At 66.8% G+C, this 24,995-nt stretch carries 22 protein-coding genes and 1 pseudogene; 16 read left to right on the top strand and 7 right to left on the bottom strand.

Going from position 1 to position 24,995, the window contains the following annotated elements; genetic code table 11:
* Positions 1–120: 120 nt before the first annotated feature.
* The 4 genes from ACWIX6_RS16975 to ACWIX6_RS16960 all read left to right on the top strand — a co-directional run bounded on the left by ACWIX6_RS16975 (position 121) and on the right by ACWIX6_RS16960 (position 3,759).
* The gene (locus ACWIX6_RS16975) at positions 121–540 is read left to right on the top strand and encodes a TIGR03668 family PPOX class F420-dependent oxidoreductase (RefSeq protein ID WP_448613608.1); all 420 of its coding nucleotides are present in this window, start codon (positions 121–123) and stop codon (positions 538–540) included.
* A 9-nt stretch (positions 541–549) separates the two neighbouring features.
* A complete protein-coding gene (locus tag ACWIX6_RS16970) occupies positions 550–1,410 on the top strand; it encodes an LLM class flavin-dependent oxidoreductase (RefSeq protein WP_448613607.1) in 861 nt (286 codons plus the stop codon).
* A 246-nt stretch (positions 1,411–1,656) separates the two neighbouring features.
* Positions 1,657–2,952 (top strand): pentapeptide repeat-containing protein, encoded by a 1,296-nt coding sequence (locus tag ACWIX6_RS16965; RefSeq protein WP_448613606.1) that lies wholly within the window; start codon positions 1,657–1,659, stop codon positions 2,950–2,952.
* 354 nt (positions 2,953–3,306) lie between these two features.
* Entirely contained in the window at positions 3,307–3,759 is a 453-nt protein-coding gene (locus tag ACWIX6_RS16960) for a trypsin-like peptidase domain-containing protein (protein WP_448613605.1), read from the top strand.
* A gap of 201 nt (positions 3,760–3,960) precedes the next feature.
* On the opposite strand, the gene ACWIX6_RS16955 is transcribed toward ACWIX6_RS16960, so the two are convergent.
* The gene (locus ACWIX6_RS16955; protein ID WP_448613604.1) at positions 3,961–5,580 is read right to left on the bottom strand and encodes an exonuclease domain-containing protein; all 1,620 of its coding nucleotides are present in this window, start codon (positions 5,578–5,580) and stop codon (positions 3,961–3,963) included.
* An 825-nt stretch (positions 5,581–6,405) separates the two neighbouring features.
* Here ACWIX6_RS16955 and ACWIX6_RS16950 point away from each other — a divergent pair.
* Positions 6,406–6,876 (top strand): hypothetical protein, encoded by a 471-nt coding sequence (locus ACWIX6_RS16950; protein ID WP_448613603.1) that lies wholly within the window; start codon positions 6,406–6,408, stop codon positions 6,874–6,876.
* Positions 6,877–7,001: 125 nt separating this feature from the next.
* Here ACWIX6_RS16950 and ACWIX6_RS16945 read toward each other — a convergent pair whose 3' ends face one another.
* Entirely contained in the window at positions 7,002–7,277 is a 276-nt protein-coding gene (locus tag ACWIX6_RS16945; protein WP_448613602.1) for a hypothetical protein, read from the bottom strand.
* A gap of 813 nt (positions 7,278–8,090) precedes the next feature.
* Between ACWIX6_RS16945 and ACWIX6_RS16940 the strand changes: the two genes are divergently transcribed.
* Positions 8,091–8,984: a hypothetical protein gene (locus ACWIX6_RS16940; protein ID WP_448613601.1), complete on the top strand. Its 894-nt coding sequence runs from the start codon at positions 8,091–8,093 to the stop codon at positions 8,982–8,984.
* Positions 8,985–9,613: 629 nt separating this feature from the next.
* Here ACWIX6_RS16940 and ACWIX6_RS16935 read toward each other — a convergent pair.
* Both ACWIX6_RS16935 and ACWIX6_RS16930 read right to left on the bottom strand, forming a co-directional pair.
* A complete protein-coding gene (locus ACWIX6_RS16935) occupies positions 9,614–10,012 on the bottom strand; it encodes a DUF6221 family protein (RefSeq protein WP_448613600.1) in 399 nt (132 codons plus the stop codon).
* A 188-nt stretch (positions 10,013–10,200) separates the two neighbouring features.
* Positions 10,201–10,590, bottom strand: a complete 390-nt coding sequence (locus tag ACWIX6_RS16930; protein ID WP_448613599.1) for a hypothetical protein — start codon at positions 10,588–10,590, stop codon at positions 10,201–10,203.
* Between the two features lie 1,660 nt (positions 10,591–12,250).
* On the opposite strand from ACWIX6_RS16930, the gene ACWIX6_RS16925 reads away from it, so the two are divergent.
* Positions 12,251–12,595, top strand: coding sequence for a hypothetical protein (locus ACWIX6_RS16925; RefSeq protein ID WP_448613598.1), 345 nt, complete (start codon positions 12,251–12,253; stop codon positions 12,593–12,595).
* Positions 12,596–13,085: 490 nt separating this feature from the next.
* On the opposite strand, the gene ACWIX6_RS16920 is transcribed toward ACWIX6_RS16925, so the two are convergent.
* The 3 genes from ACWIX6_RS16920 to ACWIX6_RS16910 form a co-directional block, all read right to left on the bottom strand.
* Positions 13,086–13,361, bottom strand: a complete 276-nt coding sequence (locus tag ACWIX6_RS16920; RefSeq protein ID WP_448613597.1) for an Ada metal-binding domain-containing protein — start codon at positions 13,359–13,361, stop codon at positions 13,086–13,088.
* A 185-nt stretch (positions 13,362–13,546) separates the two neighbouring features.
* Entirely contained in the window at positions 13,547–14,677 is a 1,131-nt protein-coding gene (locus ACWIX6_RS16915) for a tyrosine-type recombinase/integrase (RefSeq protein ID WP_448613596.1), read from the bottom strand.
* A gap of 41 nt (positions 14,678–14,718) precedes the next feature.
* On the bottom strand, positions 14,719–14,937 hold the full coding sequence (locus tag ACWIX6_RS16910) for an excisionase family DNA-binding protein (RefSeq protein ID WP_448613595.1): 219 nt from the start codon (positions 14,935–14,937) through the stop codon (positions 14,719–14,721).
* Positions 14,938–15,218: 281 nt separating this feature from the next.
* Between ACWIX6_RS16910 and ACWIX6_RS16905 the strand changes: the two genes are divergently transcribed.
* From ACWIX6_RS16905 to ACWIX6_RS16865, 9 genes and pseudogenes are all read left to right on the top strand, one after another.
* Positions 15,219–15,740 carry a hemerythrin domain-containing protein gene (locus ACWIX6_RS16905; RefSeq protein WP_448613594.1) on the top strand — a complete coding sequence of 174 codons (522 nt, stop codon included), beginning with the start codon at positions 15,219–15,221 and terminating at the stop codon, positions 15,738–15,740.
* 497 nt (positions 15,741–16,237) lie between these two features.
* Positions 16,238–16,948 carry a transposase gene (locus ACWIX6_RS16900; protein ID WP_448613593.1) on the top strand — a complete coding sequence of 237 codons (711 nt, stop codon included), beginning with the start codon at positions 16,238–16,240 and terminating at the stop codon, positions 16,946–16,948.
* A gap of 260 nt (positions 16,949–17,208) precedes the next feature.
* Positions 17,209–18,252 (top strand): IS110 family transposase, encoded by a 1,044-nt coding sequence (locus tag ACWIX6_RS16895; protein ID WP_448613592.1) that lies wholly within the window; start codon positions 17,209–17,211, stop codon positions 18,250–18,252.
* A 922-nt stretch (positions 18,253–19,174) separates the two neighbouring features.
* On the top strand, positions 19,175–20,743 hold the full coding sequence (locus tag ACWIX6_RS16890) for an AAA family ATPase (protein ID WP_448613591.1): 1,569 nt from the start codon (positions 19,175–19,177) through the stop codon (positions 20,741–20,743).
* Positions 20,744–20,907: 164 nt separating this feature from the next.
* Complete coding sequence (locus ACWIX6_RS16885) at positions 20,908–21,579, top strand: HNH endonuclease (protein ID WP_448613590.1); 672 nt, start codon at positions 20,908–20,910, stop codon at positions 21,577–21,579.
* Between the two features lie 647 nt (positions 21,580–22,226).
* Complete coding sequence (locus tag ACWIX6_RS16880; RefSeq protein ID WP_448613589.1) at positions 22,227–23,387, top strand: hypothetical protein; 1,161 nt, start codon at positions 22,227–22,229, stop codon at positions 23,385–23,387.
* A gap of 372 nt (positions 23,388–23,759) precedes the next feature.
* Complete coding sequence (locus ACWIX6_RS16875) at positions 23,760–24,185, top strand: hypothetical protein (RefSeq protein WP_448613588.1); 426 nt, start codon at positions 23,760–23,762, stop codon at positions 24,183–24,185.
* A gap of 239 nt (positions 24,186–24,424) precedes the next feature.
* Positions 24,425–24,688, top strand: a complete 264-nt coding sequence (locus ACWIX6_RS16870; RefSeq protein ID WP_448613587.1) for a hypothetical protein — start codon at positions 24,425–24,427, stop codon at positions 24,686–24,688.
* Positions 24,689–24,764: 76 nt separating this feature from the next.
* Positions 24,765–24,911: pseudogene (locus tag ACWIX6_RS16865) on the top strand (IS30 family transposase); the annotation flags it as partial.
* Between the last annotated feature and the right edge of the window lie 84 nt (positions 24,912–24,995).

The raw sequence follows: 24,995 nt of genomic DNA, 5'->3' as shown, positions 1-24,995 counted from the left end.
GTTCCATGTCGCCGCGTCGATCGGCTCCGCTCCTTCGCCGGCTCGCCCAGCACTTGGCCGACTTCTGGTCGAGGTCGCGGGGGATCGTCCTGCGTCTCTGGCTCTGGTAGTAGTGGCGGCGTGCAGACGGCCGAACTGCGCAGTCGCTTCGCCTCGAGCGCCGTCGCCCGGCTCGCCACCGTGCGGCCGGACGGCGCGCCGCACGTGGTGCCCGTCGTCTTCGCCCTGGTGGACGGGACGGTCTACTCGGCAGTCGACGCCAAGCCGAAGCGGACCCATCGTTTGCAACGGCTGGCGAACGTCCGCGCCGATCCGCGGTGCGCGCTGCTCGTCGACCACTACGAGATCGACTGGTCGCGCCTGTGGTGGGTGCGCGCTGACGGGACTGGCACCGTCATCGACGACCCCTCGGCGACCCACCCGGGCATCGAGGCGCTCGCGGCGAGGCACCCGCAGTACCGCGAAGAGCGGCCTGCCGGGCCCCTGCTCGTCGTCACCGTCGAGCGTTGGAGCGGTTGGTCCAGTGATTCCCAACTCTGAGGAGGACAAGTGGAGATCGGCATCGGCATCCCGAACAGCGTCCGGGGCACCAGCGGCACCGAGCTGCTCGAGTGGGCGAGGCGGGCTGAGGCAGCGGGCTTCTCGAGCCTGGCCTCGATCGGCGCGGTCTCCTATCCGAGTTATGAGGAGCTGACGGTCTTCGCGGCCGCCGGGGCGGTGACCGAGCGCATCCGGTTTCTCACCAACGTCCTAATCGCCCCGGCGCGCAGCACGGCGGAGCTGGCCAAGCAGGCCATGACCGTCCAGGAGCTCACCGGCGGGCGGCTGACGCTCGGGCTCGGTGCGGGCTGGCGCGACATCGACTTCCGGCTCACCGGGCGGGACTTCGCGGAGCGGGGGCGACTGTTCGACGAGCAGTTGGCCGGCCTGCAGCGGGCGTGGGACGGTCAGCCGATCCTCGAGGGAACTCGGCCGGTGGCGCCGGAGACCGGGCACGCCGGCGTGCCACTGCTCATCGGGGGGCACTCGGAGGCGGCGATCCGTCGCACGGTCGAGTTCGGCATCGGCTGGACCGCCGGGGGCGTCCCGCCGGAGATGGCCGCGCCGTTCGTCGAGCGGGTCCGGACCGCGTGGCAGGAGGCAGGCCGGGAGGGCTCGCCGCGGTTCGTGGCGCTCAACTACTTCTCACTCGGGGACACCGAGGAGGCGTCCCGGCGGTACCTCCTCGACTACTACGAGCCGATGGGTCGTGAGACCGCGGAGATGATCGCTGGGAGCGCGCACCGGTCACCAGAGGCGATACGGGAGGCCATCGCCGGGTTCGCCGAGATCGGCATGGACGAGCTGGTCCTCGACCCCACCGTCTCCGACCCGGCCCAGGTGGACCTGCTCGCCGAGGTCGCGCTGTAGACCTCGGCCGCCCGACTCGAGGGTCAGCAGGGGTCGAGAACGGCCGAATAAGGGCTGCTCCAGTCCTCCTCCGGAGGACCGTGCAGGCCGCTCCAGTTGAAGTTTTCGTGTGAAGCGGGTGACCGGAATCAAACCGGCATGGCCAGCCTGGAAGGCGGGATTCTCGGACGGTGTCTGCGCTGGTCAACGGCCTGCCGAAGCCTCCGGATCAGCGCTCGTGACCCACACATGACCCAGGGTCTCGGCGTGACCCACGCTGACCCACCGCGGCAGCTGGTCACTAGCGCCATGCCCGGCAGCGCCGCCCTGAAGGCGGCCTCAGGGACATCGGCGTCGGCACACCGCCTTCTAGGTCCCCACGCCCGGCACACTCTTGGTGCCGTCGCAGCCGGGCTCATCGAGCATCAGCTAGGAGCGCCGCTACCCTTCGTCGAGCAGTGGGACGAAAGGACGCAGATGCCACCCGCAAAGGGGGAAGGGCCAGGAAGGGCCCTTCCGTTTGCCGCCACTCTCTTAGTCCTGCTGGCAGTCAGGAGGCGCCGACACCCACGGGCGATCAAGGCCGTCGCTCCGTCCGAAGGTTCGGCTGCCAGCTGCGCACAGCCAGAAGTGATCGAGAAGCCGGCAGGGTCTGGGGCGAAGGAGAGCCGCCGGTCGCGCGTTGTTGACGCCGTTGCGGTCGGACTGCTCACTGGTCTAATAGCTGTCGCCTGTACTGCCATTCTCGACGACCGCAGGTCGTCCCGCGAAACCGCTCAATCGGAAAGGCTCGGGTGGCGAGTCACTATTGCCACAAGCGAATCTTTTCAAGAGGTCGATTTCAGTGAGACAGACCTGTCGAGGATTCAGCTTTCGGGGCGCGACTTCTCTCGAGCATCGTTTCGCTCAACGAATCTTCGCGCGGCAACCTTCAGAGATGCTGACCTCGTTGGCGCGGACCTGCGCGAGGCTGACCTGAGTAACGTCGCGTTCGCCAATGCCAGTCTGAAGGAAGCGAACGTGGAGTCAGCGACCCTTGATGGCGCCGACTTCCGTGGGGCCGACGTCTCAGGGGTAGACTTCGCCTCTGCGGCGTCCAGTGACAACCTCGATCTCCGGAACGTTTGCTTTGACGCCGCGACGGTCTGGTCCCAACCACGTCCCCGCCTCGACTGGCGTTCCTGCTGGCAAGGTTACGAGGATGACGCGCCAACCCCCTCTGAGCTTCGCGAACGTCCAGAACTGAACCTGGAGGGCTGCGGCTATTTTTCCGACTTCCTGTACTTTTTTTTCGATGATACTTACCCCTCTGAGGAGGAGGCATGCAGCTACCTGGCATACGTCTCCGCGAAGGGATACTCCGGCTCGCGGAAAGATGATGCATTTATCGGCGACGAAGCATGCGCAGCTCTGGGCAAGGCCGACCTGAACCAAGCCAGAGTACTTGCGAATCTAGATCGCGATCTTGACGCGACCGAAGTCGATACCGTGTTGCTGGCGGCAGTGACTTACCTGTGCCCCGAGCAAGCAGAGGTGTTTGAGGACGCCCGAGCCGCAGACTGAGTACCGCGTCGTTGTCCGGAATCTGCGTCTTATTGCCTCCGCTGTGCAGGCCAGGTATCCCATAGCGGGCCGCTCGGGGACACCATCGCCGTCTCGCCCGGAGGGCGGCCTTAGGGGCGCCGGCTTGCTCACCAGCAGCCGTTCTGGGCTGGAGGACGGGGCGGCATGAGCGACCCCAAAGTCACCAATCCGCTTCTCCAGCGGTGGCGGCTCTCGTCGTTTCCTAATCAGACCTCGATGCAGCCACCCGGATAGGACGGGTGGCCGGTCGGTCAGCTACGGCCCGCTCGACGACGTCGCGTTCCTGTCTATTGAGCTCATGTCCGCTGTGTCGGCGGCTGGGCCTTTCGGACGTTGCCGCTGGCGACTAAGACTCCCACGGTAGGCGATGACATCACGGTCGTGGGCTTCCGCGTCGCCGAGGGCCCAGCGGAAGAGGCTGCTGCGACGCCGCCACAATTTGTGATCCGCGAGCTGCTGGCGGCAGCTGGGAAGGTGCTCGCCGTGCACCGGCCCTACCGCGACGCAGTGATGGTGCCGTACCCCGCGATCGAGATCGACTGTGGCGCCTTTGGCGGCATGAGCGGTGGCGTCGTGCTGAGCCAGCATGGAGTAGTGCTCGGAGTGATCTCGACGTCGTTCGGAACCGACGACGATGCCGGTCCCACCTTTGCCGCCACAGTCGAGGCCTGGCACCTTGACCATGAGCTCGAGATTCCTTGGCCGCCGGGGGCCTACAGGCAGCCCACGACCCTGCGAAGTCTGCGCGACGGTCTTCTCCGCAGTCTTCATGGGGAGCGCAACTGAGACCGACTTAGACGTCATACATGAGCGACTATTGGACCTCCTCTATCCCGAGCCGCTCAGGCGATGACGTTGCAGAACGGACCACTCGATGGGGTGTCTCCAAGTGGGCCGCTGTGGGAGAACCGGCTCCCGGATGAGCCCCCGGCTCCGCGCTTTCGACCGCTGGCCATGGCGGTTAGGCCGCGATGTCGCGGGCCGTGATCAAGCAGGAACCAGCTCACGAACCCCGGCGGTTCGCGTCTCGGCGAGAAGGTCCACGAGGTCGGCCTCGGTAAGGACCTCGATGCGGTGGCCCTTCGTCCGCCACTGCACCGCCTTCGCCGCCTTGCCGGTGCTGAAGTCGGCCGGGTCGTGCCCGGTGAAGCCGTCCCCGACGACCAGCATCGTCGTTCGCTTCGTCACGCCCTTCTCTACAACAGCGCCACACCGAGCGGCGGCGTCCCAGGCTTCCTGCCGCCGGATACTGAGCGCGCCGGTGAAGACGAGGACCTGGCCGAACAGCGGGTGCCCGGGGTTGGCGTCGACCACTGCCTCCGGCGACATGAGCCCGGTGCCGAGCGTGCCGTGGCAGCCACGCCAGGCGGCGGCGTCTAGGCGACCGGGCAGCACCTTCAGGTCGGTGAGCAGGTCGGCGAGAGTGCCGACGTTCCGGCGCTGCGCGAGCGACAGGACAACCTGGGCGCAGGCGAGCGCGTCCGAGCCCGCCTCGTGATGGCGTCCGAGCTTGACGTCGCACTCGGCGGCGACCATCGGCAGGCGGTAGGAGATTAGGTCCAGCGCGCGGCGGGCCATGATCAGCGAGCAGGCGTAGTCGGTGGTCGGCCACTCTTTGTCGGCGACGATGCAGGCCTCGCGCAGCGCGCCGATGTCGAAGGCCGCGTTGTGCGCTACCAACGGCAGCCCGTCGGCGAGCTCCACCAGTTGGTCCAACCGCTCGGCGAAGGCCGGCTGGTCGGCGACCATGTCCGCGGTAATGCCGTGCAGGCGGACGTTGACCCGATCGAAGGTGTCCAGGTCCGCCGGGGGCCGCACCAGCCACGAGTGCGTTGAGACCATGACGCCGCCGCGGACGACGGCCGCGCCGATGGCGCAAATCGAGCCGCGGTGGCCGTTGGCCGTCTCTACGTCGATTGCGACGAAGTCAACCCCGTCCAGCGCCACTGGCGCGACGACGTCCTCGACCGGCTTGCGGGGGACCGGCAGCAGGTTGGTGATGGCGCGATTAACGGTCAGCGGGGCTGGGTCGCGGTGGACCGCCGGCGGCCACGTGTCGCGGTAGACGACCGGTAGCCCCCGAGTGGCAGGGCCGCCGACCGAGCGCATGTAGGGCCGAGCAAGCCGCTGCTCCTCGATGGTGTCCCAGGCAGCGCACAGCGCGTTCAGCCCGCGGGCGATGCCCAGCGCGCGAGAGGTGCGGGGATCGCCGCCCGGCATCGACGCCGACCCGGGGTCCAGCGGCGGCGGCAGGATCGGCCAACGCGGCGGCGTCAGGGTGGTCCGGCGGACCGCTTCAGCTTCCTTGTAGACGGCCTGCAGCTCGTTCCGAGTCGCGACGATGGCCGTGAGGGTCGCCTCGTCGTCGAGGATCCGGTCGGGAACGACCTGCTGCTCGTCGAGCAGCGACTGTCCGGTGGCGGTGGCGATGATGACGCGGGAGGCGGTCAGCGACCGCAGAGTCCGATCACGATCGTCCCCGTCAAGGACCCAGGCACCGCACAGCCGGGACATGCCGGCGATCCGGGGGCCGATGTCGACCCACCAGACGACCGGCACGTCGTCGACCTGGTCGACGACCGCCAGCACTGAACTGCCCTCGTTCATGTGACCTCCCCCGGGAATCGGCAGCGCACGGTATCCCCGGGTTAACGGACAGACGGGGAGGTCGCGAAACGCGCGGGGCCTGATTGGCAAAAGGGTCAGCTGTGTCGAATCCCGAGTTGCAGCGGCCCAACTGGAAGAGGAGTGAACCGATCTCCGGTTATGCGCCAGCCGACGACCGGTTGGTTGTGCCGTTGATCGCGCGCGTGAGGACGCGCAAGCCATCCTCAGCGGGTTCTCCCACACAGCATCACGAGGATTGAGGGCGGGGTCGCGGCCGCAGGGCAGCCTTCCCGCGGTTCAGGCCGTGTGCGACGACCTCGGAGCCTGACCGCGCGCGGAGGCCCACATGTGCCGTCCGCCCGTCACAGCTGGGGTGGCGGACCCACCGCCCCCGCTGGCGCTCGGGCGGTGTCTCTGACGGGCCGCTCAGGGACACGGCGCCGGGCTCGCGGCCCGGCTGGTGACACCCGTCTACCCATGACTGGAGGTCTGCGGCGTGTACCGCCAGCCCCTGAAGCGCGACTGCCGATTGGCGGGCGGCCAGACGAGACCGGCTGGCGCCTGACCATGGCGGTGGCGGTGGCGGTGGCGGTGATGGTTCTTTTCGGATGTGGCGGGCTCTTCGCCGGACTGCTCCTACTCATTGGCTTGTCCCCTTCGGACTCGCGGGCACCGGAGGGGCGAGCCGGTTCTCCGACATCCCGGTGTTGTCGCGTCTTCAGTCGCAGCCTCGTGTCACGCTCCTCGTCACGCCGTCCATCGGGCATCGAGGCGGCGCACGTCGGGGGGTCCCATCTGATGCGTTCGCGCCTGTCCGTTCTACCCGTGTTCGCCGTGGGGCTGCTAGCCGCCTGCAGCAGCGAACCCGCGGCGGCCCCGTCGGCGTCGGCGTCGGCGTCGGCGACGGCAGCGTTCGTTAGTCCGTCGGGGTTGGAGGTCGAGTCCGAGGAGGCCGCCCGCGCCGCCCTCACGGCCCAGCGCGTTGAGGCCGAGCGCGTTGCCGCGGAGGCCATAGCGCTAGCCGCCGCTCAGACCGCTGCCGCCGAGGCCGCAGCACGGCAGGCGGCCGACGAAGCGGCCGCGGCGCAGGCGGTCATCAACGCGGAAGGCGGCTGTCCTCCCGGGTGGTCCTTCGACGACGTCCAGGGTTGCGTGAACCCCGACACTGCCGAGGGCGACGGCTACGAGTTCTCGGATCTGGAGGTCCGCTGCTCCGACGGCACCGCCACCGTCGAAGAGTGCTTCGGGCCGGGCTCAGACCTCAACGACAACGGCATCGCCGACGTCAACGAGTGACGTGCCGGGGCGGCTGACGAACTACGCCTCCGTCGGATCCGTTCTGCCACCGGGCACCGGCGGAGCGCTGCAGGCCCGGCCGGTCACAGCCCGGGACCACCTCGCCCCGTCGCCGGACGACTGAGTCAACGTTCGGAGCGAGTCCGGACCCACTGTTCATGGGCCTTGGTCCACCCCGCACCTCGCTGACCGGGGTGCACCAGCGGAAGGATTTCGACGGCCGTGCCACGGGCCCGGGCGGCGTGCTGCTGGCCGTAGCTGCCATCGGGGGTTAGTCGGTCGGGTAGGTCGCCGTCGAGGAGTTGGGCGGCGACGGCCAGCGCTTCGTTGCCGAGCGTGATCACCAGCGGTGCCTGGGAGTCGAAGAGCTCGTCGAGGAAGCGGGCTCCTTCCTCCCGCACGGCCCGCCGGATCAGCTGGTCGGCCGAGGGCCAATCAGGCAGCTCGTGCGGCGGCAGCCCGTTGGCTCGGGCGAACGGGTGTACCGGGTGGTCATGGCGTGGCCCTGACTGCCAGCAGCACGGTGGACGTGGAAGAACGGCAGGGCGTCGGTCGTCCACACCCGGGCCGGCTCAAGCCCAAGCGGGTGCAGTACCCGGTATTGAGCGGCTCGCCCGGAGGAACCGTTAAGCCGGTTGACCGGCGTGGCGGTACCCCACTCCGGTCGCCACCTCACCAACTGCCGCCAGGCCTCCACCCGGCGGGCCTCTTCCTCCCCGGCCCAAGGCCACGGTTCCTGTGCGACGGCCAACGCGGCAATCTTTTGCTCCGCGTGCGTCCATATGATGTGCAGGGCGGAGGGATACACCCCGAGTACGAACGCGTGAGCCTGGTCGACTCGACGAGGCTGGCACCGGTCGGACGGCTGGCCGAAGGGGAAGACTCCTGTCAGCGGTTGCACGCCTGAGGTCTACCGCATCGACTGGATCGTTGGCACTGTTAGAGGCTGGCCCGGAGGGCGGCTTTGAGGCGCCATTGGGCGATGCGCGGCGAGGCTGCGTTGCGATGGCGAGGACTGGGAGCCGTGGCGTTGCGCGACGGCGCGGCCTCGGGGCGTGGGCGCAGGCCCAATCTGTGGGGCGCGGCCGAGCTGGAGCACTCTCGCCCAACGATTCCCAGGCTTCTCGTCCATAGCAACTCAGCTTGCCGAAGTTGTGGGATGAGAGGCTAAGACTGACACGGTCACCGCGCAAGTTGTCTGGAGGAGACTCGGCATGATCGGTGGGGATGATGTTCGACATCTTCAAGCATCCAGCGAACATGCCCTGATCGCGAAACGCGTCTTGAGTCATGTGGAACCGCTAACCCAACTTTCGCCGATCTCCTGGCGCGATTTTCAGCGCCATCTGCCCGAGCTGACCGCTCGCGCCGTCGTAATGCGGCAAGTCGAAGGCCTCAAGGCGACGCTCGAATTGTGTCGAGGTGGGCTGGGTCATCTCGGAATCGGCTTCATTCGACAAGCTCTCGAAGAGGTGATCTGGTTGGAATACGTCAAGCAGCTAGAGCATGGGATTGCCAATCAGTTGCTTGGTGCATTAGCGGCATCGGATGGCGCCCGAGGCGTAGCCGCGGCTCGAAGCTATCTCAGCGATGAGCGCATGATCACGATAGGGTTCCCCCAAGGTTTCCTGGACTACAATGAGGAGCAGAGACTGGAGTCCATGAAGCTTTTGAAGGCGATCGGGGTGCGGTTGGGCTGGCCAAAAGGGCAAGCGCCGCCGAATATGCGGTGGCTCGCCGGCAAGGTCGACCGCCTTGCCGTCTACGAGTACCTTCATTCGGCATCCAGTCGCTTCGTACATTTCTCCAGTGGCGAGGTCTTCAGGCGCGGATGGGCCGATGAAGCTAGTATGCTGATACGGTTTGACAACGAGAATCACAGGCTCTATCTCAGCAGGTTGGCTCTGTCTGAGTTGATCCCATTACTCCTAGACGCGGCTGCCGTAGCTCTCGATTTAGCCGACGACGACGATTTGCCGGAGTTGGTAGATCCGGGATCTTTTCGAACCGACATTGAGCGATTCGTCGATCTTGGGATGATTCCCATGGTCTTGCCTGGTGAGTTCAATCTAGACCGAAATCAGCAGTCGGGTCGGAATAGCAGCTAACACCCATGACTTATGCGCGTAGGCTGACCGCCGCACCTTCGTATATGTACGCGGCCGATCCAGCGCGGACCAGGATCCTGACTCTTGACTGCCTTGCACCGTCAACCATGATTTGCTCGAGCATCAGATCATCGTGACAGCGTCGTCAGCGTCGACCTCACTGGAGTTGTCGACGTCCGTAACCTTCCCCAATAGGGCCGCTCTGGTCACCCGACCCGCTGGCCGCGGAGTCATCTCCAGGCGGTGGGGATTGCTCCATCTGACGGTCCGGTCGCCAGTCGGTCGGACGTTCCTTCGGAGAGAACTCAGCGGCACCCACGTTAAGCCATTTCGCCCGGTAGAGCCGGAGGGTAGGGACGTCGAGATCCTCTACGCCGCCTTTGCGCCGCAGCGGGGAGCCAAGGATGCACTGCGCTCCGTCTTGCCCAGAAAGGCACATCCGTCTTGATGATGTCCCTAAGGGGGCCGCTCCGGGCGACCCGCCGGCGACTCGCCTTGAGGGCGGCTTTAGTGCTACTTCCCTCAACGGCTCCACTACCCGAGATGACGGGGACGAAGACCACGACGGCTTCTATGAAGTCGCGAGAGGAGGACGGGCCGACCGAGTCGAAGGCCACCGAGGCGTACTCCTAGAGGCGCCACTCTCGCCGGTAGTCCGGGTGATCCCCGTAGGGCAGCGCCATGGTTCGGAGGATCTGCTCGGCGAGGATCGTGACATCCTGCCCCCACGAGTCGTCCCCGCCGAGCCACCCCATGGCTTGCTGCACGACGGAGCGCTTCGCTGCGAGTTCCAGCAGCACCCGGGTCCCGTCCCAGCGGCCGATGTGGTCGCGGTTCCATTCCGCGAGCTGCAGTTCGAAGGGGGAGGGCCGTACGGCCTTCAACACCAGCCGATTTCCATCGCGGGGATACACCGCCATGGACCTCAGCTCTTGACCGTCCCACGTCCAAGGCCCCCCAGTCGCCTTCATCGCGACCTCGTGATCTTCAGCGATGCGCGCAAGCAGGAACTCGCCCAGGTCATTCACGTCAGCATCGTCGCAGGGGAGGCCGGGGCGTGCCCCGCCTTCCTCTGTCAAGCGCCGATGCGGGTGTCCCAAAGTGGGCCGCTAAGGCGCCCCCTCCGCGCAGTCGTCGCTCCCGGCTGACGCGACCGGCATCAAGGCCGCCGCATCGGGCTGCGCAGCCACTAACGCCCTCGTCGGGCGTCGATGCCCTAGCGCTTGCATGCGGCGACCTGCCGCTCCCAGAAGCCGTAAGCGGCGATCACGCGTTCCGGCGGTGTGCGGTCGTGGAAGGCGTCGTCGTGCCCGTTGACCTTGAAGTAGCCGCCGCCGGGCTTGCCCTCACGCGGACCCGCAACATGCACGACAAGGGCGTCGAGTGGGGGCAAGCCCCGCTCGATGCAACGGTCGTGGAAGGCCTTCATGAACTCGGTAACCAGATGAGACTCAGCGCCATGGTGCAACATCTGAGGCGCCGGCAAACCACCGGCCTCGAAGACGCGGGTGTAGCTGACGGTCTGTCCTCGGTCCTTGGCTGCCTCGATGACCAGGTCGACGGCGGCATCGACCTGATTAGTCGTGAAAGAGCGCCCGCTGGCCATAGCTCTTCCTACACCGGTCCAGCGCTCGCTCGGCGGACGCCCCGTTGTGGGCCGTTCAGGCGCACCGGCCGCGTTGGGCAGCGATTCCCAGCAGCGTGTGCTGGCCATCGGCCTGCCCCCTCGCTCGGACGGCGTCTGGAAGTCCTGGCCACGCGATCGGCAGCGGGCGGCCAGCGCCAGCCAAAGTGGTGCTCGGCCACCTGCCGACATCGGGCATGGGAGCAGACCGCGGCCGCAGAGTCTGGCCAATCCGCCGTGGAGGTCGTCGAGCGACGCGTCAAGGTTCCTGCCAGCCCGACGGGTCGCGGAACTGAGGCCCTAGCGCAGGCCCTTGCCGTGCTTGAGCCCCTACTCGTACTGCAGGGAGTGGCTGACCGCTGCCCGGCACTCAGCGTCGTGCCAGCGCACCCACGCGTCTCTGGCACCGGCCACCGGGACCTACGTCCCATAGTGGGCCGCTCTCGGACAGAGCGCGGCTTCGGAGACACCGACGTCAGGTCCTGTACAGCCAGGCGCGTACGCGGGCGCGCAGGGTGGTGGGACGGCGGTGCCACCCGTGATGGTCTGGGTCGCCGCACGAGCCGGACCACCAGCCACGCCGAAGGTCGGCCAGGGACGCCAGCGACGGGACCATTACTACGAGGTGGACTAAGTGCACCAGGCGCGTCTTCTACGGCGAGCGTGGTGCCGCACAGGATCTGCCAGTCGCCGTCCTGGTCGTGGTGACTGTCCCGGACCGTAGCGCCGGCGAGCACCGACTGGGTGGTGAAGACGAGGGTGTCCGGAGGCTCGGCGAACGGCTATGGCACAATGCTGATCCTTCCAGCGAGGCCGAAGCCCTCACACGCAAGGAGCCAACCGAACCCTGGGCAAACCCCCACTCGTCTCCGCGCGTCAAGGCGTGACTGGGGCCACGGTTTCCGGCGGCTCGACGGTCTGACTCGACGGTGGCGTCGTCGTGGGGGCGTCGGGGGTTGTGGGCGCGTCGGGGGTCGTGGGGGCCAAGGGCTGAGGCGCGGTACGTCCGTCAGGGAAGGACGATGCCGCGCCGAGTAGGAGTAAGAGGCCAGCTATGACTATCCCGCCCATGACGAGTCGTCGTCTTCCCCACCCGCCTCCCAGGACCTTTATGGCGATGCCCGCCATGGCAACCCCGACGATCAGCCACACGTACGATAAGAGGTTCTGCTTTGATAGCGGCAGTATTTCATCGGCCCCATAGAGAGTCAAAAGTAGGGCCGGGAGGCCGATCAGGACGCTGCCCGCTGCAGCTCCGCGGTTGAAAGCCTCCTGAGCCCGAGCGGTCCCGAGTGACTGCGATGGTCGAAGCCGAACTGAAAAGTTGTTGAAGCACCGCAACCTCCTCCCCTAACTGGCGCTCCATTTCAACGCAATGGCGGACGCCGCTAGAAAGTGTCTTGATCCACGACCGGCGCCCCCTCCAGTCAACGAGGCGGAAGAAGTTGGGGTCGGCTAACCGGCGCTGCGCGTTGTATGCGCCTGGGTCCGTGCGCCATGTCCATAGGCCCTCACGGGCAGCTTCTCGTGCTTCACTGCGAGCGTGGCTCGCCGCGCTTGACAGCTCAAGGAGATCGGCTAGGACGTCCTCGAGCCCTTTCGTGCCACCACGGATTTTTCGCGCGAAGAGACGCTCAAGGCCGTGGCGGATGACGCGCAGGTGGCCAACATTTTCCCGGAAGTGTTCGGCGAGCCTTTTGGCGATCCTGGTCGCCCGTTCTTCGGGGCCGCAGGCCCCTCCTGCCGTGTGCTCGGTGACGGCACGCTCGATGATCGCATCAAGTCGTTCATGGTTGGCCACATTGACCCACTGTCGAGGCGGCTCCGGGTGCACGTTGCCACCGACGACGCTTTGCGCGTGGGTCGCCCGCCACAGTGCGCGCACAAGCACACGTACATGTGGCTCCTTTTCCGCAGAGACCGCAATTTCGATCGCGCCGACGGCAACAATGTGCTCTTCCCCTGCGCGTACAACCTCGAGAAGTAGTGCAGCGCGAAAGGCCGTTCGGGCAGGAATTGACGCCTTTGAAGTAGCAGAGGACGATTCACTCTGACTTGGCGGCACTGTTTCCAACAGTACAGACCTGGATGACTTCGCGGATTCACCGTCGTCAGGGCTCGCTGCGGCATTGCCACCGCCGGGTCTAGAGGTCGTCACGGCGGGGACCTTACGGTCGACGTCGCTCCCCTCGAGACGCGGGAGTCGCAGCGGATCGTTGGGATGTTTGGCCTCGTGCCACTCGGCCCCACTCGTGCCACTGCCGCCAAGAGACGGACGCTCGCCGCCCGACGGTCGAGGCCGTGGACAAGGGGGGTTTACGGCAGTGTGCCGGCCACCCCGCGCATACACCGCTCGCCCGCGCCCGCGCCCACCCACGGTGGCGGCCATGACGTGTCCCTCAGTGGGCCGCTCAGGGACCGGAAAGTCCCGGGGATGCGGACGTCGATCGTGCGACGCCGCGCGTGAAGGAGGCGCGCTATGACGGTGTCAGCGCGCTATGGCCTGCTGGCTGGCCGCTCTTCCACTGGCGGTACTTGTCCCTCATGCAGTGGCCACACGGCCGGTAGCCAGCCGCGATAGCCGTCTCCTCGTCGGCGAAGAAGACCCGGATCCGCTCGTAGCCGCGGCCGACCCACCTCAGCGCACTCCAGCAGTTCAGCTCCCCGTAGATCTTGTCCTTCGAGTTTCCGCCGAACAGGCCGGCTGTCTCGCTCGGGTAGAGACGGCCATTGGCGTCGAGGAGCGTGTACACGAGTCGATCCTGCGGCATGCGTCGGCCAGCGGAGCGCAAGCCGGGGCCGGGCGAGCCGCACGCAGGAGCGCAGCGTCCTTACGCGAGGGGGATCGGAGCAGCCAGCCTGCGAGTAAGTGGGCCGCTCCGGGAACCCCTAGACCTCTGCACGCCCATCGGCAGGGCGCACATTAGCGGCCGGGGTGCTAGGCGTCCTCCTCCGAATCGTCGTCCGCTGACCAGTTGGCTGCGCCCAGCATGGCGTCGAGGGCACGGGCGATCGCGGCATCGCGGTCGTCGGCAGCGTGCTGGTAGAGCAGGGCGGCGGCGGCGGAGGAGTGGCCGAGCCGGCGCATCAGCTCCTTGGTGGTCGCACCGGTGGCCGCGGCCAAGGTCGCGCCGGTGTGGCGGAGCTCGTGCGGCCGAACGGCAGGCAGCCCGATGGCGTTCACGGCCCGACGGAAGGTGGAGTTCCAGTTGCTGCGGGCGAGGTAGCCGCCCGAACTGGTGGAGAACAGGAGGGCGTCTGTAGCACCGGCGACGTGCTTCTCCAGGTGTTCCTCCAGTACGGCCGTGACTGCAGCGGGCAGGGTCACGGTCCGATGCCCGGCGTCGGTCTTGGGGTCGCCGACCACCCACTCGCTGCCGACGCGTCGCACCGAGCGCTCGATGCGGAGCCGACCGCCGGGCAGGACGTCGGACCGGCGTAGGGCCGTGGCTTCACCGAACCGGAGCCCGCCGAAGGCGAGGACCAGGACCAGCGCGACGTAGCGCGCAGTCCTCTGGTCCCGGCCCAGTTGCTCGGCCAGCTGCAGGGCTTCGGTTGCGGTGAGGGCGCGGGAGGGACGGGACGCCTTGGGCGTGCCCGCGCCGCGCAGTCGGCACGGGTTGGATGCGATGACCTCGTCGGCCACCGCGACGTTGAGGATGGCGCGCAGGAGCCGGTACGACTGGGCCAGGGCAGTCGGGCCCGTCGTCCGGCCGGCCTTGACGTGCCAGGAGTGGACGGCGGCTGGGGTCACCTCGTCGACGAGCACATCGCCCCATGCCTCGGCGAGGTGGTGACGCCACAGTCCCGCGTAGAGGACGCGCGTGCTTGCGCGGAGGTCGTTGCGGCTGAGGTAGTCCTCGGCGTAGTCGCCGACCGTCCTGCGGCTGGCGGTCGGAGCCCGCCACGTCTTGCGCAGGAGGTCTGTCTGCTGGGTGGCGAGCCAGGCCCAGGCGTCGGCTCTGGTGCTGAAGACTTTGGCATGGCGCCGACCGTCGGGGGCGCGGTACCGAGCGCGGAAGCGACCGCTTGGAAGCTCGTCGACGGTGCCGAACGTCCGCTTTGCCACGTCGCGACCCTGGCGGGCAAATCAGCGGGCGTCTTAGCCGATCACCGCTGGCTGTGGACGCGGCCGGCGTCCACAAAGGCATCTAGCGTCGAGCGCTCCAGGCGCACATACTTGCCGACTTTGACGTAGCTGATCCGGCGCTCGGTGATCAGCCGGCGGATGAATCGTTCGCCGGTGCCCAGGTACTCCCCGGCTTCAGCAACGCTCAGCAGCGGAACGCCGGGGGAGTGCCGCTCGTGGATCATCCGATGCGCCGCCATGAGTGAAGCCTCGTCAAACGTCTCCAGCAGTCCTCTTGTAGTCCTCTGCCCCGCGGCCCTGGGCTTCACCCGTGGACCGGCCCACGGCAGGGGAACGTCTCACTTTGAGGCGGCTGGCCGTCCGGACGAGTCATGCCACGGCGCCTCGGCCGTGGATTGCGACAAGATCGCTTCAATCACCTGTCGGTGGGCACGCCAGCACCCACTCCGCCGACCGGATGTCGGCCTCAGCGGCCCACCCGTCCCGTATGGCGGCAGTTCGGGCGGGTAGGAGGTCGGGCATGTCCGACTTCGAGATCACCGCCCTGGTCCTGGCCGAGCACGAGGTCTTCCGGCGGGAGTTCGCGGCGCTCGATGACCTGCCCGTCGAGGAGCTCGCCGCCGCCTGGGAGACGCTGCACGCCAAGCTCGAGGTGCACGCCGTAGCCGAAGAGCAGCTGTTCTACCCGCTGCTTGCTCAGGAGGCGGACGGCGAGCAGGAGACGGCGGAGGGCGTGCACGACCACAACGAGATCCGGCACGCCGCGGCCGCCGTAGGGGAGCAGCGGGTTGGCAGCGAGGGTTGGTGGGAGGCGGTGCGAAACGCGCGACAGATCAACGCCGACCACATGGCCGAGGAGGAGACGGACTTCTTCCCTCCTTTCAAGGAGGCAGTCGACGACGAGCAGCGCGAGGCCCTCGGGATGCACTGGCTGGCCTTCCACGACGAGCACGAGGATGCCGACGGGCTGTCCGGCGACGACGCGGAGGTGTCCGAGGTGGTCTCGACCGAGGTGCCGGAGGATGACCCGTCCCTGTCGTAACCACATGTGCTGCGGCCCATAACGGCTGCTTTTCCCGAGCCCAACCGCCGGCGGGGCGCGACCTCGCCGATGTCCTCCTGCTTGGCGCCGTCATCGGCATGTCTTCTGCGCCCAGCGGGCCTGACGGAACTCGTCACAACGGGTCTGGGACGCCACAGTTCATGAAGTGTGTCGGCTCGTGATCTTGAGATCTGGCTGGCGTCCGAGAGCTCATCGTGGGGCCGCGCGGAGGGGGCGTCCGAGGATGAATCCGCAGCGCGGCGACGTCAAAAGGGGGCGAATCGTCCGCAGTTGGTCGGCGCCGATGGTCCGCTTCGTCAGCACGGGAACGGCCGTGAGGTCCTATGCGGGTCGCGTGCGCCAGGGTGAGCGGGTCGCCACTGAAGGAGCTGCAAGATCAAGAGGGACACACCTCATGCACTGTCGGCCTGAAGGAGTTCGGTCAGCAGCAACCGACCCTGGCTGGCCGTCCCTTGCGGCGGGCAGCCGTGGCCGAGATGACGCTCCTCTTGTGTCAAGCGCGGGTCACCCGCCGCTCGGCGATCAAGCAGCGCACTCAGGCCCTGCTGCAGCTGCAGGCCCTGGCCGACACCGCCCCCGACGAACTGCACGACGTCCTGCGCGGGCTGAGCTACGCCGCGCTCATCGACACCGCCGCCCGCTTCCAGCCCGGCGACATCACCACCCCGACCGCGGCGGCCAAGTACGCCATGAGCCTGCTGGCCCGCCGCATCCAGCACCTCGACACCGAGATCGCCGGACTCGACGCCCACCTCAAGACCATCCTCACCGCCGCCCATCCCCAGCTGCTCGCCGCGCACGGGGTCGGCCCCGACACCGCCGGCGCGCTCCTGGTCGCCGCAGGTGACAACCCCGAGCGACTCGCCACCGAGCAGTCCTTCGCCGCGCTCTGCGGCGCCTCACCGGTGCAGGCCTCCTCCGGCAACACCCGCAGGCACCGGGTCAACCGCGGCGGCGACCGGCAAGCCAACAGCGCCCTCTGGCGCATCGTCCTGGTCCGGATGAAGACCCATCCACCCACCCGGACCTACGTCACCCGGCGCACCGCCGAAGGCATGAGCAAACGCGACATCATGCGCTGCCTCAAGCGCTACGTCGCCCGCGAGATCTACCACCACATCAACCCAGCGCCGCCTCGAACCGGGCGTCTGCGATTGGTCCCACCGCCGGCGCTCAGCACCGCTTGACACAAGAGGAGCGTCATCTGCGGTACGAAGAGGCGCCCCGTTGCCGAGGCGGGGTGCTCGCGGGCGTCACCGGCGAGGCTCAACCTTTTGCTGCCCGCCGTGTTCCGTGGCCTTCGCAATGATTGCCCGCCTGTGACGTCCGCCGGCGTCCTGGGCGGTTGACGCTTGATAGGAGCATGGGGCCACGGCGGCCCGCAGATGCATGCGCTGCGCCCGGACACCGGTCTTCCGCGAGCTCGCTGCAGCGCGGAAGGAGTCGCGTGCTCGCCGGAATCGACACCCACAAGGACACCCTCGCGGTGGCCGTCATCGGCCAGGCCGGGCGCCCGGTCGTGGTCACGGAGATCGCCAATACCGAGGCCGGCTTCTCCGACCTCGAGCAGCTGTTGGTCGAGCACGCGGTGACCCGGGTCGGCATCGAGGGCTCGGGCAACTACGGCCGCGGCGCGGCCGTGCACCTGGTGCTCACCGGCCCGGCCGAGGCGGTGGAGGTGCCCCCCAGCCTCACCTCCCGAGAACGCTCCGGGCGGCCCGGACAGGGCGAGACCGACCCGGTCGACGCGGTCGCGATCGCCCGGATCACCGCCCGCGAGCCGTCCCTGCCCGCGGTGCGCCTGGCCGTCGGTCAGGCCGCTGACCTGCGGGCGCTGGCCGACTACCGCGCCCAGCTGGTCGCCGAGCGGACCGCGCTGGCTAACCGCACGCACACCGAGCCGCACGGCCTGCTGCCCGGCTACCAGGCCCAGATCCCCCGGCTGACCGCGCCGACGTTCCTCACGGCGGCCAAGGACCTGGTCGCCGACCAGACCGGCGTGCGGGCGCAGCTGACCCGCCGCCGGCTCACCCGGCTGGCGGAGCTGACTGCAGAAATCAAGGAGGTCGCCGCGCTCATCACCGCCGCCGTGGCCGAGGTCGACACCGGCGTGACCGACCTCTACGGCCTCGGCCCGGTCGGGGCGGCCACCATCCTGGGCGAGGTTGCCGACGTCCGCCGTTACCGCTCGCGGCACGCCTTTGCCGCGGCCAACGGCACCGCTCCGCTGCCCGCCTCCTCCGGCCGCACCACGAGGCATCGGCTCAACCGCTCGGGCAACCGCACGCTGAACCGGGTGCTCTACACGATGGCGTTCACCCAGGTCCGCGCCGATACCGAGGGCTGCGCTTACTACCTGGGCAAACGCGCCGAGGGCAAGACCGGACGCGAAGCGCTGCGCTGCCTGAAGCGACGGCTCTCCGACGTGGTCTACAAGACCCTGCACGAAGACCTCGCCACCGGGCGGGCACCCACCGCGATAGGACGGTGAGTGCGGCAGCGGCATACGGGACGCGTCTCTACGGCCGAAGCCAGCTGCGCGACAGGTTCACAGTCCCACACCTGATCTTCGCTGCGGCCAGTCCACCGCACCCACCGCCGACCAAACGCTACCGCCGAGCGCTTGCACATAGGAGCTCAATCTTGGGTTCTCCAACTCGTTGTGACGACTTTCGCCTTTCGCGGCCCCGGCCGGAGCGGCGATCGTCTACGGCGTCACGGACCTAGAGGCAAGAGGTGTGCCCGATCGCGATCTTGATCGCTGCACTTGCTGATGAGGCCTGCCTGGGTCCGGCGACGCCGTCGTTATATTGGTGCGGGCGAGCCCGTAGAGGTGTGTTGGCGCGGGGTCCTCGGGTGCCGCTTGATTATTGCCGCGAGCGCGTGGGTCTGTATCCCTTGGCAGAGGACCCTCCGGACGCCCATCGGATCGAGGACCGGAAGGAGGAGCCAACTTTCACAGGTTGATCGATGGACCGCCGGCTCGGCCTTCCGGCCGGCGGCGCTGTCTCCTTCGCCTGTTGTCGCTCTTTCGGACCCTCCGCCTTCGTGCCGCCCTCCACTTACGCCCTGACCTGCTTGAAGGACCCGGCTGCGCCCGGAGCGCTGCCGCGCGCCTGCAACTCACCGATTCACGGGTCTGTGTCGGCGCTGGCCTGCTTGTTGCGTAGGGCGAGTTGGGCAGATCCCGCTCGACGGCGAGCTCACTGTGCCGGCTCCGGCCCTGACCGGCCGCGGTAAGCCCCGACCATGGGATGAGGTCTTTCCGTCACGGTGATAGCCCAAGCGCTACATCCTCGCCGTGCCCACCGACCGTCGTGGCATGCTCGCGAACGACTGACGTTGGAGCGGCTCTCGCTTGCTGGGACCGCACGAGGCAACGCGGCTCAACCACGAGAACGTTCAGAGGTGGGATGACGATGCACTTCGAGGTAGCCCAGTCCCGCAGTGCGACTTGGCGCGGTCCCAACTGTTATCTGATCCCCGGTGACTGGGACGACTGGTTTCGCTACGAAACGACATTTTACTTGGTGTACGTGGACGACAAGCAGAACCAGCGGGACATTGGCACCGTCAAAATTGGTCAGTTTGGAATGGGTCAAGGTTTCAGTGCGGGCAGGAAAGACTCGCCCCCGCCGAATCAGCTCCGCTCACCTCAATTGCCGGATCACTTCGAAGATCTGTCGCACGAAGTCTTCTTTTCGCTGGGTCAAGACGTCTCCTACTACGAGGCGCTGAATGACCTCGGGCCAATCGTCCGGGACCAGGTTCTTCTCGCGCTCAACGATCTGGCCCTGACCGATGGTCTGTTCCAGCTTGCGCTGAGGGAGCCAGTGACATTGACGTCACTTCTGCGGTTCGTTCCAAGAAACACCGTTGAGGGGCAATTCCGCCGCATTGCTAGAGGCGGGGCACCGCTGTCGCGATACACGTTCGCCTTTACCGCACATCAGCCCGCACGGTCCAAGCGACCCTCAGCCGTCTTCGACGTAGACGTCATTCCAGAATCCCACCCCCCGACGAACATTCAAGTCCTGATTGGTCGCAACGGCGTGGGCAAGACGCGGTTGCTAAATGGCATGGCTCGGGACCTTCTCGGCTTCGAGACGGACGTTGGGAGCTTCGAATTCGGCGGCGGAGATGCATTGGACCCCGGTGGATTCAGTAATGTCGTGTCGGTTTCGTTCAGCGCCTTCGACTCGATTGAGCCGCTACGGGCCAAGCGCTCCTCGCATATGAAATCACATTATGTAGGCCTTAAACGCCCTACCGACCCCGATGGGAAAGTTTACGTTCCGAAGTCCCCGGCCGCCCTCGCGCGTGAGTTTAGTTTCAGCGTCTTGGCCTGCCTGCAAGATGAACGCCGCGGGCGGTGGCAGCAAGCCCTCCACTTGCTGGAGTCGGATCCCGTTTTCGCCGGAGCAGGGGTCGCGGAGCTCGCAGATACGGCCACCGACGAGGGGGAGCTCAGAGCCCGGGCCATGGCCCTATATCGAGATAACCTCAGTTCAGGACACAAAATTGTCCTGCTCACCGTGACCAAGCTGGTCGAAACCGTGGCTGAGCGCTCGCTAGTGCTGCTCGACGAGCCTGAAGCTCACCTCCACCCACCGCTGCTGTCGGCATTTATCCGCGCCCTCTCGGACCTGCTGGTACACCGAAACGCTGTTGCTATCGTTGCGACGCACTCTCCGGTCGTGCTGCAGGAGGTTCCGAAATCTTGCGTATGGGTCATGCAACGCGTGAATCGGCTGTTGGCAATCAACCGTCCTACGCTTGAGACCTTCGGTGAGGGAGTGGGGGTCCTTACGCACGAAGTATTTGGCCTCGAAGTAACAAAGGCTGGATTTCACAGGATGCTCGATGACGCCGTTGATGACGCAGTCGACTTCGACGAGCTCATTACACGGTTCGATGGCCAGCTTGGCGGAGAAGCTCGTGGTATCGCACGCGGCCTGCTCGCTCTTCGAGACGGTGACTGATGGAACGCTTGTCCCCAGTACGTGTCAGCGATGATGAAGCATTCAGTGAGTGTGTGATCAGATCGAGGGGCAGTCGCAAGAACACTTTTGCGGTGGTTTCGACTGAGGCATCCGCGGCTGTGAGCAATTACCGGGCTAGTGCTGCTGCTGGTACCTTGCACAGCGTGCGGGAGCGTGACTTCGAGTCGAAACACGTTTCCAGTAAGGACTTGCAGAACCTGTACGACAATCAAATGGTCGCTAAAGAGGGCCCCGCGAGATGGATCTACGACGAGATCTGGATGCTGACGCCACTGTGTCCGCTATGCAAGCACCAGGTCGTCGGAAACATAGACCACTTCTTACCTAAGTCCAAGTTTCCCCTTTTGTCTGTGGCGACATCAAACCTCGTGCCAGTCTGCAGGGATTGCAATTTTGCTAAGTTGGACGATGTTGGAAAGAGCCCGGACACCGTGGCACTGCACCCATACTTCGATGACTTGGGCTCGGAGAAATGGCTGTTTGCTGAGGTGGTGGAAAGGCGGCCGGGCAGTGCGACTTACCACGTGATCCCTCCCAGCGCCTGGTCATCCAGCTTAGGCGCTAGGGTCTCGCATCAATTCGACCAGTTGCGGTTGGCGAGACTGTATTCGTCGCAAGCTAGTCGTGAGCTGAATGACATCCGAGCTGCAGTGGCACGCGCGCACTCTCGTGATGGTGCGCGTGGCGTTCGCCAGCAGTTGGAGGATCAAGCGTTCAGTCGTGGACTCGTTGACAAAAACTCTTGGGCCGCGGCCCTCTACGTCGCGCTAGTCGCGTCGTCCTGGTATTGCGATGGCGGTTTCGTGCTGGCCTAGGCCTTAGTGCCGGATCGGCTGCAAGCTTTCGAAGAGCCTCATCGATGACTTTCGGGGCGACCCAAGCAGTACTCCGGCTCGCGATGGAACTCTGGATCGAGAACCGACCACCGCAGTCGAAGACAAGAGGCCCTGGCCGCGTGACCCCTCGAATTCGGCCGGGGTCTAGGCCGTTCGCGCGGTCTGATCGCCCCTACCGCGCTGAGTCACCCCTGTCCGGTTCGACCGGGGGTACGTCTCGCCTTCCCTCCGCCGCGGCGGCGTGCGACGGTGACGTGCCTGGCGGGGGGAGTCGGCCGGCAAGCGCCGCCCGATCGCGGTCCGCCACGGCGACAGATGGTCTACCGCCGGGCTGGTCGAGGCCGCCGGCTGGGTCGGGCGGGCGAGTGGCGCCAAACCTTCTGATGATGGCCGTGAGTTTCCTGGGGTAGACGGCGACCTGGGTTCGCGCCGGTCAGAGGATTCGCAGCCTTTGCTGCCACAGCGATGCCCGTCGTCGCCGCTGTGATTCCGATGGTGGACTCCGCACCTGCCGGAACTGGCCGGCAGGGGGTTATGCGACGCATGGGTGCCGCGGCGCAGGACGCGATAACGGGTCTGGGGGAGTAAGTGCCGCGCGCACCGAGGTTGAATGGGACGGGACCGTAGTGCGGCTGCCGTACTTCGCCGAGGGCGAGGTGACCATCCCGAGTTGGGGCAAGGCGGAGTCCAAGCTGAACTTCTTTGCGAAGGAGGTCCGCCGGCGCGGTGAGAGGGTCGCGACGGTCGCGCTGATCCCGCGGCTGGACAACGCGCATAACCGGTTCGCCATCTCCATCGCCCGTCCCGCGGAAGCCGGCGCCACCGCGGTCGAACGTCATCTCGGATATCTCTATGACCACTTCCTGCGCGGCGTGGGCATGACGAAGTTGACTGTGCTGGCCCAGTACGCGACCTCCGGTGAGATCGAGTGCTCCGTCCGTGTATGGCAGGGGGGACACGTCGTACTAGCCCTCCCAGGCAAGAAGGACCCCGGACGGGTGCTCGACGAGTTCCTCGCCAAGCACCCGTCCGTCCTGGCAATCAGCGGGCAGCGGGTGGGCCGGCTGGGGGAGGTGGACGAGGCCACAGCGCGCTGCCTGCACCTCCTCGCGCTTCGGCGAGGTACCCACATCGCCCCTACCGTCCCCGACGACCTCCGCCTATTGGGATACGGGGCATACGGCCGTCGAGGGTTGTCGATCTCCGACGCGAGCACCGGGAAGTCTGTCGGCATGCTCGAGGAGCGGGTCCTCACACTCGAAGACGAGCGTGCTCGCCCGGCGGTGGTTGATCACCTCATCGGTCTGGGCATCGACTTGGCGGCGCCGACCGGGGACTCCGCCCGAGCGGACGGTGACGGGATTCCGCGTCTGGCCCTCATCCGAGAGGCGACGCACATCCAGCTCTCGCCGCTCGACGAGGATGGCCGTCCTGACCGGAACCTCAGGGTCGCCTATTGCGTCCCGCTGGTCGAGACCCTGTGGGTCGCCGCCCGACGCCTCGTCGACCCAGTGCGGCTTTTTGTCGAGCGTCACGCGCTGGCGGTCCAACACCTGCACATGCCTTTCATCGACTGGGCGCTAGAGGCGGAGTTGAACTACCACGACCTCCACGGGCATACCGCGCAACGGAAACTTGTGGGGCCGTGGGACCCCTCGCGGGGCTCCGAACAGTACCGGCTGCCGCACCTGCGGGACCTCCTGCCGCGGGAGCTCCAGAGCGGCAAGCGCTGTCGTGGGGCGCGTGCCCCGATGACGGCCTGCCACAACCCAAGGACCAGTTCCTGATCTTCGAGCGGTACTTCACCGACCGGGCGGCACTTTTTGGCGCCATCGAACTCGGCGACGCCATCGTTGCCTGCCGCCTGTGCGGTCGCCGAACCCTTCAATTCACCGCGGCCTGCGCTGGAGAGCCCCTCGCCTACGGCGACACGTGCTGCACCACCGCACGCCAGGGACGGCTCGGAGATGCCGAGGACGCGCCGATCGCGCTTCGTGCACTGGCAACCGTCGATTTCGCCAGAGAATCGGTGCTCCGTCAGCAGCTCGAGCAACTCAACCAGGCCTGCGACGGGGCCCTGCTTACGGCGGCCGAGGTGGACCGACGCCTGATGCTTCGCTCCCTTCGTTCCCCAGAAGAAGTCGCTGGCCTGCACAAAGGTGCTAATCGCCGCGGGACTTGCCAACAAGGGCATCCGCATGTCCCGTGGCACGGCAATCCCCGCCGTCGACGGACACCCGTGCGGATCGATGCTGGAGAAGACCGTCGACGATTTTCTTCATCGCCATGGCATCCAGCACATCCGCGAACCCTCCTACCCGCGGGATCCCGAACTCAACGCCAACGGGTTTAGCGCAGACTGGGAGCTTGCCGACGGGACCCTGGTGGAGATGTGGGGAATGCCCGACGAGCCCGCGTACGCCGAGAAGATGGTCACCAAGCGCACACTCGCCAAGGCCTATGCCATCCCTCTACTTGAGATCTTCCCGCCGGACGTCAACCGCCTCCGAGCGATCTTCGCCGATTTCCTGTCACGTGTTGACTACGCCGGACAAGCGTCGACGAGTCACCCGCGTGTCACGTAAATGGCCGACGTCCGCCCATGCTGCGAAAAGTTCGGCTACGTCCACCCCCGCAAGCCAACCCCTACGGGGGCCGAGCGGGCCCGACTGGGGGTAACGCTTGCCCTTTGCGTCCCCTGCCCAAGGGACGGGTCCTAGCGTTGTGCGACCGGCTTCGCGCCGCTCCCGGGAGCGCGGGCGGCCTCGGCCGGCGGGCGCGCAGTGACAGTCGGGAGACGTGCTGGAAGAGAATGACTGCTGCTGTGACGATGGACGACGAGCATGCGACGAACAATTCCGTCGCGGCGACACTCACCGCGCTCCTCGCGCCGCTGGGATTAGACGACGCCCTGGCCGCCGACCATCTGGTGGCGGTGGTACGCGACGTGTCGAACGTGGCGGGCCACCTTGACCCGGCCGCGGAGCGGACGGACGTGGAGCGCGTGCTCACCAATGTCGCGGCGCGAGCCGAGTTGCACCGCCAGCTGCGCAAAGTGTTTGGCGCCGTTCGTTTCGGCGTGGGGTAAGAACGCCGACGGCTGCGAGCGGCTCCTGCTGCCCGGAGTCTCCGCGCCGCGCCTCGCCGCGCTTGCGCAGGTCCCGGACGCCCGCGCACTGGGCCGGGCACCATCAACGGTCAGCGGGAAGATCGCCCGCAATCGCGGCCGGCGGAAGTACCGCGCCATCGACGCCGACGATCGGGCATGGAGGCGGGCCCGCTGGCCGAAGGCGTGCCCGCTGGCGCGAGACCCGTGCTGCGGGCCTACGTCGCTGCCAGACTGTGAACCGTAACCGAGCGTGCCCCCGATCTGTCCCTGTCTGGTGTAGGAACGA

The organism is Modestobacter sp. URMC 112 (assembly GCF_053502575.1).
This window is presented reverse-complemented; position numbering and strand designations above follow the sequence as displayed.